Source organism: Natrarchaeobius halalkaliphilus (assembly GCF_003841485.1).
Lineage (GTDB): Archaea > Halobacteriota > Halobacteria > Halobacteriales > Natrialbaceae > Natrarchaeobius > Natrarchaeobius halalkaliphilus.
In genome coordinates this window covers 574440-588151 of sequence record NZ_REFY01000001.1, presented here as the reverse complement: position 1 = coordinate 588151, position 13712 = coordinate 574440, and the positions used below count along the sequence as shown (strand labels likewise).

General features: G+C 64.0%; 13 protein-coding genes. 2 read left to right on the top strand and 11 right to left on the bottom strand.

Annotation, left to right across the window (positions count from 1 at the left end; genetic code table 11):
* Nucleotides 1-76: 76 nt before the first annotated feature.
* The 6 genes from EA462_RS02845 to EA462_RS02820 form a co-directional block, all read right to left on the bottom strand.
* Nucleotides 77-1321 (bottom strand): aminotransferase class V-fold PLP-dependent enzyme, encoded by a 1245-nt coding sequence (locus tag EA462_RS02845; RefSeq protein ID WP_124177048.1) that lies wholly within the window; start codon nt 1319-1321, stop codon nt 77-79.
* Nucleotides 1322-1426: 105 nt separating this feature from the next.
* The gene (locus EA462_RS02840) at nt 1427-2335 is read right to left on the bottom strand and encodes a hypothetical protein (protein ID WP_124177047.1); all 909 of its coding nucleotides are present in this window, start codon (nt 2333-2335) and stop codon (nt 1427-1429) included.
* A 65-nt stretch (nt 2336-2400) separates the two neighbouring features.
* Nucleotides 2401-2694 carry a DUF424 domain-containing protein gene (locus EA462_RS02835; RefSeq protein WP_124177046.1) on the bottom strand — a complete coding sequence of 98 codons (294 nt, stop codon included), beginning with the start codon at nt 2692-2694 and terminating at the stop codon, nt 2401-2403.
* 2 nt (nt 2695-2696) lie between these two features.
* Entirely contained in the window at nt 2697-3509 is an 813-nt protein-coding gene (locus tag EA462_RS02830; RefSeq protein WP_124177045.1) for a tetratricopeptide repeat protein, read from the bottom strand.
* Between the two features lie 45 nt (nt 3510-3554).
* The gene (locus tag EA462_RS02825; RefSeq protein WP_124177044.1) at nt 3555-4247 is read right to left on the bottom strand and encodes a CRISPR-associated protein Cas4; all 693 of its coding nucleotides are present in this window, start codon (nt 4245-4247) and stop codon (nt 3555-3557) included.
* A 77-nt stretch (nt 4248-4324) separates the two neighbouring features.
* Nucleotides 4325-4915 (bottom strand): conditioned medium-induced protein 4, encoded by a 591-nt coding sequence (locus EA462_RS02820; protein ID WP_124177043.1) that lies wholly within the window; start codon nt 4913-4915, stop codon nt 4325-4327.
* 177 nt (nt 4916-5092) lie between these two features.
* Between EA462_RS02820 and EA462_RS02815 the strand changes: the two genes are divergently transcribed.
* Nucleotides 5093-7291, top strand: a complete 2199-nt coding sequence (locus EA462_RS02815; protein WP_124177042.1) for a heterodisulfide reductase-related iron-sulfur binding cluster — start codon at nt 5093-5095, stop codon at nt 7289-7291.
* A 171-nt stretch (nt 7292-7462) separates the two neighbouring features.
* Here EA462_RS02815 and EA462_RS02810 read toward each other — a convergent pair whose 3' ends face one another.
* Nucleotides 7463-7903, bottom strand: coding sequence for a type II toxin-antitoxin system VapC family toxin (locus EA462_RS02810; protein ID WP_124177041.1), 441 nt, complete (start codon nt 7901-7903; stop codon nt 7463-7465).
* Nucleotides 7900-8178, bottom strand: coding sequence for a hypothetical protein (locus EA462_RS02805; protein WP_124177040.1), 279 nt, complete (start codon nt 8176-8178; stop codon nt 7900-7902). The genes EA462_RS02810 and EA462_RS02805 overlap by 4 nt, the downstream gene beginning before the upstream one ends.
* A 323-nt stretch (nt 8179-8501) precedes the next feature.
* On the opposite strand from EA462_RS02805, the gene EA462_RS02800 reads away from it, so the two are divergent.
* Nucleotides 8502-9620 carry an ArsR/SmtB family transcription factor gene (locus tag EA462_RS02800; RefSeq protein ID WP_124177039.1) on the top strand — a complete coding sequence of 373 codons (1119 nt, stop codon included), beginning with the start codon at nt 8502-8504 and terminating at the stop codon, nt 9618-9620.
* A 64-nt stretch (nt 9621-9684) separates the two neighbouring features.
* Here the strand turns inward: EA462_RS02800 and leuS are convergent, their stop codons facing one another.
* From leuS to EA462_RS02785, 3 genes are all read right to left on the bottom strand, one after another.
* Entirely contained in the window at nt 9685-12345 is a 2661-nt protein-coding gene (gene leuS / locus EA462_RS02795; RefSeq protein ID WP_124177038.1) for a leucine--tRNA ligase, read from the bottom strand.
* Between the two features lie 202 nt (nt 12346-12547).
* Complete coding sequence (locus tag EA462_RS02790; protein WP_124177037.1) at nt 12548-12967, bottom strand: Hsp20/alpha crystallin family protein; 420 nt, start codon at nt 12965-12967, stop codon at nt 12548-12550.
* Nucleotides 12968-13056: 89 nt separating this feature from the next.
* On the bottom strand, nt 13057-13518 hold the full coding sequence (locus tag EA462_RS02785; protein ID WP_124177036.1) for a peroxiredoxin: 462 nt from the start codon (nt 13516-13518) through the stop codon (nt 13057-13059).
* Between the last annotated feature and the right edge of the window lie 194 nt (nt 13519-13712).

Genomic DNA, 13712 nt, shown 5'->3' with positions numbered 1-13712 from the left:
CCGTGGCCGCCAATACAATAAATACGTGACTATTGAAACTCGATTTGTGGAACTCGAGTCGACGCGTTGTGTACCGCTACGCGAACAGCTGGCGCGCGTCGTCGAGTGCCGCAACCAGCGTGTCGACCTCTTCGCGAGTGTTGTACACGTAGAACGACGCTCGAGTCGACGCGGGAACGCCGAGCTTGTCGTGTAGCGGCTGCGTACAGTGATCGCCGGCGCGGACGGCGACGGTGTGATCGTTCATGATCGAGGTCAAGTCGTGGGCGTGGACGCTCTCGAGGTTGAAACTAACGAGGCCACCGCGGTCGGGGCCGGGTTCGGGGCCGTAGATTTCGACGTCGCCCTCGGCGTCGAGTCGCTCGTAGGCGTAGCGGGCGATTTCCTCTTCGTGACTCCGGATGCGATCCATGCCGATCTCCTCGAGCCAGTCGATCGCCGCGTGCAGACCCACGGCCTCAGCGATCGGGGGTGTTCCAGGCTCGAACTTCCACGGCAGGTCGCCCCACGTCGTCTCCTCGAAGGTGACCTTGCGGATCATGCCGCCGCCGTAGAGGTAGGGCTCCATCGCCTCAAGCAGATGCTCTTTCCCGTAGAGGACGCCGATCCCAGTCGGCCCGGCCATCTTGTGACCCGAGAATGCGTAGAAGTCGGCGTCGATCGCTTCGACGTCGACCGGGCGGTTGGGGACGGCCTGTGCGCCGTCGATGAACGCTAGCGCGTCGTGTTCGTGTGCGATATCCACGAGTTCGGAGACGGGATTGACCGTCCCCAGCGTGTTCGAGACGTGGACCGCCGAGACGATGGCCGCGTCGTCGTCGATCAGCTCTCTGGCGTGGTCCACGTCGAGGCGACCGTCCTCGTCGATACGAATGTACTCGACGTCGGCGCCCGTTCGCTTGCCGATCTGTTGCCAGGTGACGAGCGAGGCGTGGTGTTCCATCTCCGTGAGCACGATCCTGTCACCGGCCTGGAGTTCGTTCAGCCCCCACGCGTAGGCCACGAGGTTCTCGCTCTCGGTGGTGTTCTTGGTGAAGATGACCTCCTCGCGTCCTTCCGCGCCGATGAACTCCGCGACGCGGTCGTGTGCCACTTCGTACGCTTCCGAGGCTTCCTGACTGAGGTGGTGAATACCGCGGTGGATGTTCGCGTTCGACTCGCGGTAGTAGTCGCTCATCGCGTCGACGACCGCATCCGGCGTCTGGGTCGTTGCCGCATTATCGAGGTAGACGACCTGCTGGCCGTCGAACTCGCGCTCGAGGATGGGAAACTCCGAACGGATCGCCTCGACGTCGAGCGACTCGAGGTTTTGCTGGCTCATTGGCGACTAGCAGGGGACCCAGACAAAACACTCCTTCGGTCCGATCTGAGGCGGATTTTCGAGAGCGGTTCTGGGTCGGTATCCGGACCTCGTGGAGCTTCGGAGCTACAGCGGAACTTCGAGAATGCGAACGTTACAGTCCTCGCAGGTGATCGCGTACACCTGATGGGATCGACAGCAGGACTCGACGGTTTCTTCGTCGAGCGAAACTTCGCCGTCGCACGCCGAACACTGCCCGACGAACGTCCGGAGACCGTTCGCGAGTCGACTGCGGTTTTCGACCGACAGCCGCTCCCAGTCGGCTACTCGAGTCGCGAGTACTGTCGCTCCCGCGAGGTCGGCCAGGAGTGCCGCGTCGGATTCCCATCGTGCGACCGACCTGTCGTCGACGAGGGCTCTGACGCCGCTATCTCGCGGCTGAACGATTCGAACCCGTTCCGGATCGGTCTCGAGGAACGCGGCCACCTGATCCTCGCGGTCGCCGCCGCGATGGGCGTCGATCTCGCGTCGCCACGCACGCTCGACGTCCTCGGTGAGACAGAGGTCGTCGTCCGGGTGCGCTCCGTCCGAGTCCGCGAGGTCGCTGCAGGGAATCAGAACGTCGTGCGCGAGAAACGTCGATTCGGGATCGATCGCGGCGGACGCTCCGCCGTCGCTCGGGTCAGGACTCATCTCGTCGACGGAGCCACCCGCTTCCGTCTCGAGCCCGTCGCCGTTCGTCTCGAGCGTTCCACTGCGCGGCTCCGGGTGCTTGTCGAACGCGGCGAGCAGCCGGTCGGGGACGTATCGCTCGGTCAGCGTCGGCGTTCCCGGTACCAGATAACCCCGGACGTAGATGACGGCGACCGAACTGACGAGAACGAGCGTTGCGGCGAGCGGTGCGACGATGGCGATCCCACCGGCGAGAACGACCGCGATACCGAGATTGACCGCAGTACACGGAACGCACCGGTTCGCACCAGTGTACTCGGGTTGGCGAACCCTGTCGAGAACCGACCGCTGTTCGCGGCTCATAATTGATGGGACACCATTATGGAATAAAAACGTTTTCCCGAATCGGTCAGCTCTGCCTGCCGAAGTCAGTACATCCGCAACAGCTGTGCGTGATGGGTTCCGTCGACCTCGAGAACGTTCGCCTCGTCGATGAACCCCTCCTCGATGGCCAGTTCGACCGCTTGCGTTCCGACGATGTTGGCGACGGTCGCTCTCGAAAGACTGTCGATCACGCCACGCTCGTCGGTTTCGTCGCCGCCGTAGAACTCCTCGGTGACGGTCAGCGAGAGGTCGTCTTCCTCGAACGTCTCTCCCAGCACGTCGTCGTCACAGATCGCGACCAGCAGCCCCTCCGGCGTCTCCCGCTCGTGTACGATCATCGTCACTCGAACCGTCGTTCGCGATCGTCTGCTCGCGAGGGGTCGCTCCCGTCCGGCATCTGTCCGCGTCCTTCCATGCGATCTTCCATCATCTGCTGTTCGACTCGCTCGCGCATCTCGTTTGCCTCCTCTGCGATTTCCTCCGCCTCGTCGTACTCGCCAAGGTCCTCGAGAATCTGGGCCTTTTCCTCGAGCACCCGCGCGTTGCGCATGCCGAGTCGGATCGCGTTGTCGACGCAGTTGAGCGCCTCCTCGGAGAGCCCCCGCTCGGAGAGGAAGAACGCCCGATTGAACCACCCCTCCGCGAAGCGCTCGTCGATCTCCACGGCTCGCTCGGCGTGCTCGAGCGCCGTGGCAGTTTCACCGAACTCCCAGAGCGCGTACGCGAGGTTCGTCTCGGCTGTCGCGGCGTGTTCGCTCCGATCGTCGATCGACAGCGCCTCTCGGTGTGCGCCGATCGCCTCGTCCCACTCCTCGAGTTCGGCGTGAGCGACGCCCTTGTTGACCCACGACTCCTGTGCGAGGAGGTCGTCCTCCGCGAACTGGGCGGCTCGTCCGAACGCGTCGGTGGCCTGTTCGTAGCGGTTGATTCCCATGTAGTTCAGCCCGACGTCGAGCAGTTCCGCGGCGTCGACGTCGTCGCTCGCGATCTGCTGGTCGTCGAGCGTATCGGTGACGACCCGGGAGTCGACGGGATCGACCTTCGACGGGTCGACGGCCAGTTCCGGCGGATCCAGATCGAACTCGTCGTAGGCGTCGTCGAACCCCTCTCCCTCGGAGAAGCGGTGATCGCGGTCGCCCTCTCGGTCGGTCATTACTGAAACGTGGCGGCGACGACTGTTAAGGGCTGCGACGTCGGGTCACTCGCCTCGGCCGAACCCGAGTATCGACCGGAGCGTCCGGGTCCGGACGCCACACCGTGCGGCGTACTCGCAACTGGTACACTTCGATCGGTTCGCGATCCGTGATGGCGGTCCGTCCAGGGACCGAACGGTCCGAAGCGCGCGTCGGTACCGGGCTTTCCGTCGCGTCGTGAGGCTGACCGACCGGACTACTCCGTAGGCCGGGTACTCGAGCCAGACCCGGTCGATCGCCGTCCGTCGCTCCCAGCCGAGCGCCTTCGCGGCTGCGACGGCGTGGACGGACTGAGATTCCCAGACGCCACGCTCCGGTGGTTCGCCCGCCGAGACCAGAACCGGCTCGAGCGGATCGACGAGCACCTTGTGGACCACGCCCCGACAGTCGCGTCCGGTCACGAGCGCGTTTCGCCCCTCGGGAGCACAGAGTCGCGTCCAACAGCCGTCGTCCTCGAGTCGTCGTCTGGTCGCTATCAGCGTCTCGCGGTACCGATCCGGTGAGACGGCGATCGGCTCGTCCGCCAGCGCGGCTATCGGCTCCTCGAGTAGCTCCTCGTATCGAGTCGAGAGCGCACGGATCGCCTCGATCTCCGGCGGCGGTTCGCGCTCGTCGTCCTCGGTACGACGATAATAGCACTTTCGAGGACAGTACGCGGCAGTTCGGAGGTCGCTAAAGCTGACTCGGGTTCTGGCCACGGCCCGCTTGGGCGCGTTTTCTTACAAAAACGTTCGTCTCCGCCCGACTTGGACGGACTCGGCGCGCCCGTCGGAGTTCACAGGTCGACGTTCGTCTCCATGCCTTCGGTGGCGTCCTCGAGTCCGTCCTCGCGAACGTCCGTCGTCATCCGCTCGGAGAGTTCCGCGTCGGCAAGGATGCTGTCGAACTCGTCGCGATACCGGTCGTTCGCCGCTCGAGACTCGTCTTTGGCCGACGCGACGCGACGGTATCGCTCGATCTGTTCGTTGCTGACGTCGTACTCCTCGGCCAGCGTCGCTGTGTCTTCGTCGCGCTCGCGGATCGCGGCGAGGTCGACTTCGTCGGCGTCGTCCTCGTCGACGAGGTGAAGCGACAGCCGGGCTTCGAACACCTCCGTCGGCCCACCCCCCACCCGGTCGGCAATGACGTCGTCCCTATCGCCGTCGTAAAACCCCCTCGCGACGTGGATCAGCTCCTCGTCCGAGAGCGTCGTCTCGAACTCGTATCGGTCGCGCATCTGGCTGACGACCGTTTCCAATCGGTCTTCCTCCGTCCGCTCGTCCTTCTCGAGGGAACCGCGGGTGTTCTCCTGCGATTCGGTGACGGTCGCTTCGCCGTCGGTAACGTCAGTGAAGATATCCCGCAATTCCTCGGTTTTCTCGTTCATGGGTGGACACTCCCGACGGGTGGCTATTTAAGCCTGTTGCCAGAGACTGTCGACGGTGGACGCTCACGAACAACTGTTATGAACTCACTGGCAGATTATAATTTTCGCATGACGTGAGCGGTGTGGTCTCCAGGTGGCGTGACAAGAATTAAGTTTCACCCCTGCCCGTGACTGTACATGAACGCGATAGCCCAGGCGGAGGTGACGAGGGAGACGTACTGGGGGATCAGTGCCACCGAATACGCGGTGTTCTATCTCCTCGCGGCGATTACGATTTTCGTCTTCCTCTACGGCGTCTACCGTCGGTTCGCCCGGTACGCCGCCGGTTCCGACGACCCGTTTCAGCGTCTCGACGATCTTTCGACCCGGATCAGCCGTGGGGCTGCGATCGTCCTCTCGAACGAGAAACAGTTCGACAGGGATCTCTACGGCGGGTTGATGCACGCGTTCATCCTCTGGGGGTTTCTCACGCTGTTGATCGCGACCGCGATCATCGCCGTCGAACAGTACGGGACCGAACTGCTGTTGAACCTGACGTTCTGGGAGGGCGAGTTCTATCTCGCCTACCAGTTCATCGTCGACGCGATGGGACTGTTGTTCGTCGTCGGCATCGGGATGGCGATCTACCGGCGTTACTGGGTCCGCAACGAGCGTCTCTGGGGACGACACACCTCGAACGAGGATGCCATTTTTATCTGGACGCTGTTCGGCTTGGGCGTCGGCGGCTTCCTCCTGGAGGGGTTTCGCATCTACGCGACCGGGATGCCCGACCACGAAGCCGTCAGCTTCGTCGGCTACGGCCTCGCGATGGTGTTCCAGGCGATCGGACTGCCGACGGTCGCGGGAACGGCGACCGATCCGAACTATACCGCAGTTTCCGTCCTCGGGTTCAACGCCGAGACGCTCCACTGGCTGTCGTGGTGGTCGCACTCGCTGCTCGCGTTCTTCTTCATCGCGTGGATTCCCTACGCCAAGCCCTTCCACATGCTTTCGTCGTTCGCGAACATTATCACACGCGATGAGAAGGCCGGCAAGCGGCTGCCGAACGTTCCCGCCGACCTGGACGCGACCAACGCCGAATCCATCGACGATTTCACCTGGAAGGAACTGCTCGACCAGGACGCCTGTACCAAGTGCGGTCGCTGTTCGTCGATCTGTCCCGCCAAGGCGTCCGATCGCCCGCTCGACCCGCGCGACGTCATCCTCGATCTGAAATCCTACCGCGAGGATCTCGAGGCCGGCGGCGAAGAGAAGCCGATCGTTGCCGACGGCGGCGGCGTGATCGACACCGAGACGATGGAGTCCTGTATGGCCTGCATGGCCTGCATGGACGCCTGTCCGGTCGAGATAGAGCATCTGCAGTCGTTCACCCGGCTCAATCGCCAGATGACCGATCAGGGCGACGTCTCCGCGCCCATGCAGGACGTCTTTCAGAACGTCATGCAACACGGCAACACCTTCGGCAACAGTCCCCGCAACCGTGCCGACTGGGCCGACGACCTCGAGTTCGACCTCACGGACGCCCGCGAAGAGCAGGTCGACTACCTCTGGTACGTCGGTGACTATCCGAGCTACGACGAACGAAACAAGCGGGTCGCACGGTCGCTGGCCACCATCCTCCAGGAAGCCGACGTCAGCTTCGGCATTCTCTTCGACGACGAGAAGTACGACGGCAACGACGTTCGCCGCGTCGGCGAGGAGTTCCTCTACGTCGAACTCGCGGGCCACCACGTCGAGACCTGGGAGAGCTGCGAGTTCGACACGATCGTCTGTACCGATCCCCACTCCTACAACACGTTCGAAAACGAGTACCCCGAGGTCGACTTCGCGGAGTTCGCTGACGACCCGATGATGCCCTTCGAGTACACCGACCAGTGGAACGAGGACGGCGAGGTCGACGTCCTCCACTGGACCCAGGCCGTCGAAGAGCTGGTACGGGAGGGCAAACTCGAGCTTTCGGGCGACGAACTCGAGTACACCGTCACCTACCACGACCCATGTCACCTCGGGCGATACAACGACGAGTACGAGGCCCCGCGTGACCTGATCGAGGCCACCGGCTGTGATCTCCGCGAGATGCCGCGAAACCGCGCGGACTCGTTCTGTTGTGGCGGCGGCGGCGGCGGACTCTGGATGGACTTCGAAGAAGAGCCGAAACCGAGCGAGGAACGGCTCCGCGAGGCCCTCGAGGATACCGACGCCGGCTCGAGCGTCGAAAAGTTCGTCGTCGCCTGCCCGATGTGCATGACGATGTACGAGGACGGCCGCAAGACCGGCGGCTTCGAAGACGACCTCGAGGTCGTCGATATCGCCGAACTGATCGTCGAGGCGATCGGCGCACAGTCGAAGGCGAACCTCGAGATGGCCGCGGACTGAGACGGTTTGCTGTGACTTTTTACCGGAGCGACCGCAGGACGGCTCGCGGTCGCTCCGGTAACGACTTACAGTAGACCGTATGAGACGGCATTGTCCGCCGTTTCTTGCGTACCTGTGACTCGTCTCCGATTATCCCCCAAACCGACACAGCGATCGCCTGGCCGCCTCGAGTTATCGACCCGATGACGTCGTCGGATCGATTCGGTCGACGACCCCGTCGAAGTCGTCGTCGAAGCTGAGAACGGCGTCCAGCCCCTCACTTTTGACGACCGCGATGAGACTCGCGTCGGTAAAACTCAGCTCGTGGTCGTCGTACCGTTCGAACGTTCGTACCGTCTTCTCGAATCGATCGTCGTGAACGAACAGGAGTTCGATTCCGGACGGGTACGAGTGGCGACCCGCGATGCGATCTCCGATGAGACGCGCTTCGCGATGACTACCGGTTCTTATACGCGCGAGCGTAACGGCTTCATCGTACACGTAGTCCGTCGTGTACAACGCACCGAACTCCCCGTTGAATCCGGCCGTTAATGCTCGCACCGCCACGTCGTGATGTTCGTCACGCTCGTTCTGTGCGGCGACGAACACACCCGTATCGATGAGGACGCTCATGGGCCGTACAGAACGTCGTCGATCTCTTCTTCACTCGTTTCGACTTCCCAATCGGAACTTCCGGACAGCCACCGGTCGATCTCTTCGTCCGACAGCGGCTCGAACTCGTCGCGAAACGAATCGATCACCTCGTCTTTCGACTCGTAGCTGCTGGTCACGATCCGCTCGAGCAGATCCTGTTGCGTTACGTTCCGACCCGTCTCGAGACGAATCTCGGCCTGGAGCTCCTCGAGGCGGGATTTCGTGGTATCCGTCACTTTGACCGACGTGCTCATACCTTTCAGTAGAGGATTCCACTCAGAAAATAGTTCCGCTGAGATGTTCACCCCGTCGACGATGATCCTGACAGCGAGGCCGTCGACCCCTCCGCTCTTCGGTGTGAAGACTCCCCTACGTCGCTGTCCGTGGCGTACTCCCCATCGTCGGCGGACTGGAGCAGGACTCGGTGGACGGCGGATCGGACGCGGACATCGGTCCAGAAAGGTGAACGCCACAGCTGCTCCAAGCCGCCTCCGATTCCACTGACACCGCTGGCACGGCTCAAACGCTCATTTGACGTCCCCGATACCCTTTTGTTCTCGAGTACGACGGTCCGTGTATGGACCGCCTCGCTGGCCGGCTCGTGCGACGGTTTCGCGACGACGCCGACGAGCCGACCGTCGCCGGGCTCGAGGACGAAGACGCCGACAAGCTGTTCGACGCTCTCGGATCCAAGACCTCTCGCGCCATCCTGGCGGCGTGTTACGAGCAGGGGCGCACTCGATCGGAGCTTGCCGATGACCTCGAGACGAGCATTCAAAACGTCTCCTATCACGTCGACAAGCTCGAGTCGGCAGACCTGCTCGAGGCCGTCGAGACGCGCTACGGTCAGAACGGTCGCGAAGTAACGGTCTACGAGCCGTCGAAACGGGCGGTCGTCGTGGCTGCGGGTGAACCCGGAGTCGTCGATCGGCTCGCCGACGCCGTCGATCGACTGTTCGCTCCGATCACGTTCGTCGGACTCCTCGCGATGACCGTCGCCGCCATCGTTCGCGGTCCCGCACGGGTCGGGATGCTCGGTGACGACGCCGGGACCGCGACGACCGCACCGACCGCGCCGGAACCCTGGCTTGTGGCCGCAGTTCTGGCGGCTCTCTGTGGTACGCTCATCGTCTTCGTGGCCGATCGTCTCGGAGCGTTCGAGCGCGACGGTGCCGTCGGCGCTGCTCGGACGGGTGTGCCTCGTCGTCTGTTTGGCCGCCACGTCGGTTCGTCACGCCGGTACGCCGTCTGGATCGTGGCGTTCGCGTTCGCGACGTTTCTGGCGCTCGACCTCGTCGCAGTCGGGGCGGGCCACCGACTGACGGTTTTGGCGTGGCTCGCGGTGCAGCTCGCGATTCCGGCCGGCCTCGTCGGTGCCGCCGCGGTCGCGTACCTGAACGACGGTCTGGTCGCAAGCTGGGCGGCCGCGAGCGCCCCGTTCGCCGGTCTCTGGGGCTATCTCGTCGCGGGGGACATAGTCAGAGGCGGCTTCGAGCCGATCCTGCTCGCACTCGGTCCCGTCGCCGTCCTCGTCGTCGCAACACCGCTCGGGACCCTCTCGTACCTCGCCGGTCGACTCCTCGCCACGCGTCGGGAACGGGGAGTGGATCTCTCGAGACGAGCGGCCGGAGCCCTCGTTGCCCACCCGATCGCCGTCGTTGCGCTGATCGTCAGCTGGGTCGTCGTGGTGCGCTGACGTCCTCGAGGACGGCCACTGGGGATTACTGGATGGCCGACGGCGTCGAAAACCCGGTCCCGGATCAGTCCTCGATCTCGATCGCCGGCCGTCCGGGTTCGGCGTTTTTCAGCACGCTCTCGTCGACCTCGTCGGCGCTGACGACTGTCACCGGCGCGCCGAACTCGCGCTCTACGAGCCACGCTGCGGATTCGAGCGCCGCGAACTCCTCGTCGGGTCCCAGCGTCATCGAGAGCGCCTCGCGTTCGGCCTGGAGCTCCTGTCCGTAGCTGGCCGCGACGTCGCCCTGCTCGCGGATATGCGATTCCTGCATGAGTTCACCGATCAGGTTGTCGGCTTCGCTCGCGATCGCGATCCCCAGGGCGTCGTACTTCCAGTCGGGAGCGACGACCACGTCGATCGCCTGCGGGTCATCGATGCCGGCCACGTCGACGATCTGGCGGACGTCTTCGCGGGTGTTCTCGACCAGCGTGCGGCGCTTGTCGACGAACTCCCGATCGACGTCGGCGGTCGGCCACGTTGCGTCGACGACGAACCCATCGTCTCCGAGTTCGTCGTACAGCTCTTCGGCCAGATGCGGTGCGACCGGTGCGAGCAAGCGGACGACCGCAGACAGCCCGCGCTCGAAGGTTTCGGCGTTTGGCTCCGCGTAGTCGGCGTACTGTCTGAGCGTTCGCACCAGATCCTGGGTTTCCCGGAGGGCGCGGTTGAACCGCAGTTCGTCGTACTCCTCGCCGGCGATCGCGATCGTCGCGTCGATCTCGCTTTCGACGTACCTCGCGATCGCATCGTCGGTCTCCTCGAGATCGGCTTCGAACAGAGTTTCGACCAGTTCGTGTAGCCGGCCGAGGAAGGCGTTCGTGGATCGGACGCCCTCTTCGCTCCAGTCGAAGTCGCGCTCGGGCTGGGCCGCTTGCATCATGAACAGCCGAGCGGTGTCCGCGCCGTACTCCTCGACGATTCGCTGCGGTGAGACGACGTTCCCCTTCGATTTGGACATCTTCTCGCCCTCGAGCTGGACCATTCCCTGTGCGAGCAGGTTGGTAAACGGCTCGCGGTGCTCGAGCCCTTCGTGGTCGGCGAGCACCTTCGTGAAAAACCGCGAGTACAGCAGGTGCATGACGGCGTGTTCGATACCGCCGACGTACTGATCGACGGGCATCCAGTCGTTCGCTCGCCCGACGTCGAACGGCGCGTCCTCGAGGTCCGGCGAGACGTACCGCAGGAAGTACCACGAGGAGTCGACGAAGGTGTCCATCGTGTCCGTCTCGCGGGTGGCGTCGCCGCCACACTCCGGGCAGGTCGTCTCCTTCCACTCCTCGGCGGCGTCCAACGGGTTGCCGGTCGTGTTGATGAACTCCGGTAGCTCGACGGGCAGCTCCTCGTCGGGGACGATGACCGATCCACAGCCGTCGTGACAGCGGACGACCGGAATCGGCGTGCCCCAGTAGCGCTGGCGGGAGATGCCCCAGTCGCGAAGCTGATACTGGGTGGCCCACGCGGCGCTTTCGACGTCCTCGGTCAGCCGCGCTCGTGCCGCCTCGCTGTCGAGACCGGTGTACTCGCCGGAGTTGACGAGCACGCCGTCGTCGGTGAACGCCTCCTCGCTGACGTCCGGTACGCCGGGGACCGTCTCGCCGTCCCAGTCGTCGGGTTCGGGAGCGATCACGGGAACGATCTCCTCGCCCATCTTCGTCGCGAACGCGTGGTCGCGCTCGTCGTGGCCGGGGACAGCCATCAACGCGCCGGTTCCGACGTCCGAGAGGACGAAGTCGGCCACGTAGATCGGGATCTCGTCGCCGGTGACGGGATTGGCCGCGCTCAGGCCGGTCTCGACGCCGTTTGGCTCGTCGCCGTCCGGATCGGCCTCGTGGTCGATGAACTTGCGAACGACGTCGTCCTCCTCGGCCAGTTCCTCGCTGATCGGGTGGTCCGGCGCGAGCGCGAAGAACGTCGCGCCGTGGATGGTGTCGACACGGGTCGTAAAGGCCTCGACGGTGCCGTGTCCGTCCACCGAGAACTCCAGTTCGGTCCCCTCCTGTCGACCGATCCAGTTGCGCTGCATCTGTCGCACCGAGTTGGGCCACCCCTCGAGGTCGTCGATCGCGTCCAGCAACTCGTCGGCGTACTCGGTGATCTTCAGGAACCACTGCTCGAGTTCGCGCTGTTCGACGGGCGTGTCACAGCGCCAGCAGAGTTCGGCCTCACCCTCGACCTGTTCGTCCGCGAGGACGGTTTCGCACTCGGGACACCAGTTGACGTCGGCATCGCGACGCTCGACGAGGTCCTCGTCGTGGAACCGGGAGAAGAGCCACTGATTCCACTGGTAGTACTCCGGCGTACAGGTGGTGATCTCGCGGTCCCAATCGTAGCCAAAGCCCATCGCGTGCATCTGCTCGCGCATCGTCTCGATGCAGTCGATCGTCCAGTCGCGCGGATTCGTATCGCGGTCTTTGGCCGCGTTTTCCGCCGGCAGACCGAACGCGTCCCACCCCATCGGGTGAAGAACGTCGTCGCCGCGCATCCGACGATATCGGGCGTATGCGTCCGTGATCGTATAGTTGCGGACGTGACCCATGTGGAGTTTGCCCGAGGGATACGGATACATCCCCAGGACGTACGTCGGGTCCTCGACGTCGTCGTCGGTTCGATAAACCTCGGCGTCGTTCCACGCCTCCTGCCAGCGTCGTTCGACTCGCGCGTGGTCGTAACCGGCGTCGCTCATTTGTGTGTGTGTGGACGCGACGCCGCCCTATAGCTTTCCATCCGTCGATTGTCGGTCCTCATTGTGCCGCCGATCGAGGGCGGCAGCGATGGTCGCCGTCCGGTAACGCGCCGGTCTTCTCGGACGTAGGCGTCCGCGACCGGAGACACCGAGACGCTCGATCGGACGGAGACGAAAACGAAACGTGGGCTGGCCGACGCCCCTACTCGATGTCGATTTCTTTCGACTCGTCACCGCCGCCGGCTTTCGGCAGGCGGACGGTCAGCACCCCCTGTTCGTAGCCGGCCGAGATCGACCCCTCTTCGACGGGCTCCGGGAGACGGATCCGTCGGCTCGCCGCCGTCCGGGTCCGCTCGCGACGGAGGTAGCGTCCCCCGTCGTACTCCTCCTCGTCCGCTCGCGTCGCTTCCAGGTGGAGCGTTCCGTCCGAGAGCGTCAGCGACATGTCGTCGGTCTCGTAGCCGGGGAGATCGGCCGTCACGACGTACTCTTCGTCCCTGTCCGCGACGTCGACGGGGACGGAGCCGGGAACCTGCAGTCCGCCACCGGTCATCCCCTCTTCGACCTGTCGGCTGACCCGGTTCAGCATCTCCTCGAGTTCGTCGAGTGGGTTTCCTCGCATGAGCGGAACTACGTCCTCGAAGGAGATAAATTCTGCCCGTCGATCGAGGACAGAACGGATCGTTTCTTCCCGTTCGGCCACGGCAGATCTCAATCCAACTCGGACAGCGTGACCAGCCCGTCCTCGAGTGCGTCCTCGAGCACTTCGCGTGCGTGGCCGTCCGGATCGACCCCTTCGTAGACGCTCTGGACTTCGCCGTCAGCGAGGACGAACGTCGTCCGTTCGGTCGCACCTCGAGTTCGGTCGACGTCGAACGCGTCCGCGAGCTCGCCGTCGGGATCGGCAAGCAGGTCGAAGTCGAGCCCCTCGTCGTCACGGAACTCCCGGTGGGAGTCGACGTCGTCGGTCGAGGCTCCGTAAACGGAGACGCCGGCGTCGCGATACTCCTCGAGTTCGCGATCGAACTGACGCGCTTCGGTCGCACAGCCCGGCGTGGCGTCCCGCGGATAGAAATACAGCACTGTCGGCGCGTCGAACGCGAGTTCGACGTCCTCGCCGTCCTGATCGAGTGCGGTCACCGTCGGCGCGTTCTCGCCTGGTTCGAGTACCATACACCGGCTACCGGGGCCACGTGGGAAAAGGTTCGGAGCGGTCGTCTCCGCCGAGACCGGCCTCAGAATCTGACGTGCGGTGACTGGCCGTGATACCTCCGTCCTCCAGTGTGGATGTACGGGCCGTTGTACCTGCGTCCGGTGCAACCGCGAACGGGATGGACACACAGAAATCGGCTGAAGCGGTCTCTCGT

What these genes read in the sequence shown, in the direction of transcription:
- EA462_RS02840 (WP_124177047.1), bottom strand. Translation starts at nt 2,335, where the DNA reads ATGAGCCGCGAACAGCGGTCGGTTCTCGACAGGGTTCGCCAACCCGAG.
- EA462_RS02845 (WP_124177048.1), bottom strand. Translation starts at nt 1,321, where the DNA reads ATGAGCCAGCAAAACCTCGAGTCGCTCGACGTCGAGGCGATCCGTTCG.
- EA462_RS02790 (WP_124177037.1), bottom strand. Translation starts at nt 12,967, where the DNA reads ATGCGAGGAAACCCACTCGACGAACTCGAGGAGATGCTGAACCGGGTC.
- EA462_RS02800 (WP_124177039.1), top strand. Translation starts at nt 8,502, where the DNA reads ATGGACCGCCTCGCTGGCCGGCTCGTGCGACGGTTTCGCGACGACGCC.
- EA462_RS02815 (WP_124177042.1), top strand. Translation starts at nt 5,093, where the DNA reads ATGAACGCGATAGCCCAGGCGGAGGTGACGAGGGAGACGTACTGGGGG.
- leuS (WP_124177038.1), bottom strand. Translation starts at nt 12,345, where the DNA reads ATGAGCGACGCCGGTTACGACCACGCGCGAGTCGAACGACGCTGGCAG.
- EA462_RS02820 (WP_124177043.1), bottom strand. Translation starts at nt 4,915, where the DNA reads ATGAACGAGAAAACCGAGGAATTGCGGGATATCTTCACTGACGTTACC.
- EA462_RS02805 (WP_124177040.1), bottom strand. Translation starts at nt 8,178, where the DNA reads ATGAGCACGTCGGTCAAAGTGACGGATACCACGAAATCCCGCCTCGAG.
- EA462_RS02785 (WP_124177036.1), bottom strand. Translation starts at nt 13,518, where the DNA reads ATGGTACTCGAACCAGGCGAGAACGCGCCGACGGTGACCGCACTCGAT.
- EA462_RS02830 (WP_124177045.1), bottom strand. Translation starts at nt 3,509, where the DNA reads ATGACCGACCGAGAGGGCGACCGCGATCACCGCTTCTCCGAGGGAGAG.
- EA462_RS02810 (WP_124177041.1), bottom strand. Translation starts at nt 7,903, where the DNA reads ATGAGCGTCCTCATCGATACGGGTGTGTTCGTCGCCGCACAGAACGAG.
- EA462_RS02835 (WP_124177046.1), bottom strand. Translation starts at nt 2,694, where the DNA reads ATGATCGTACACGAGCGGGAGACGCCGGAGGGGCTGCTGGTCGCGATC.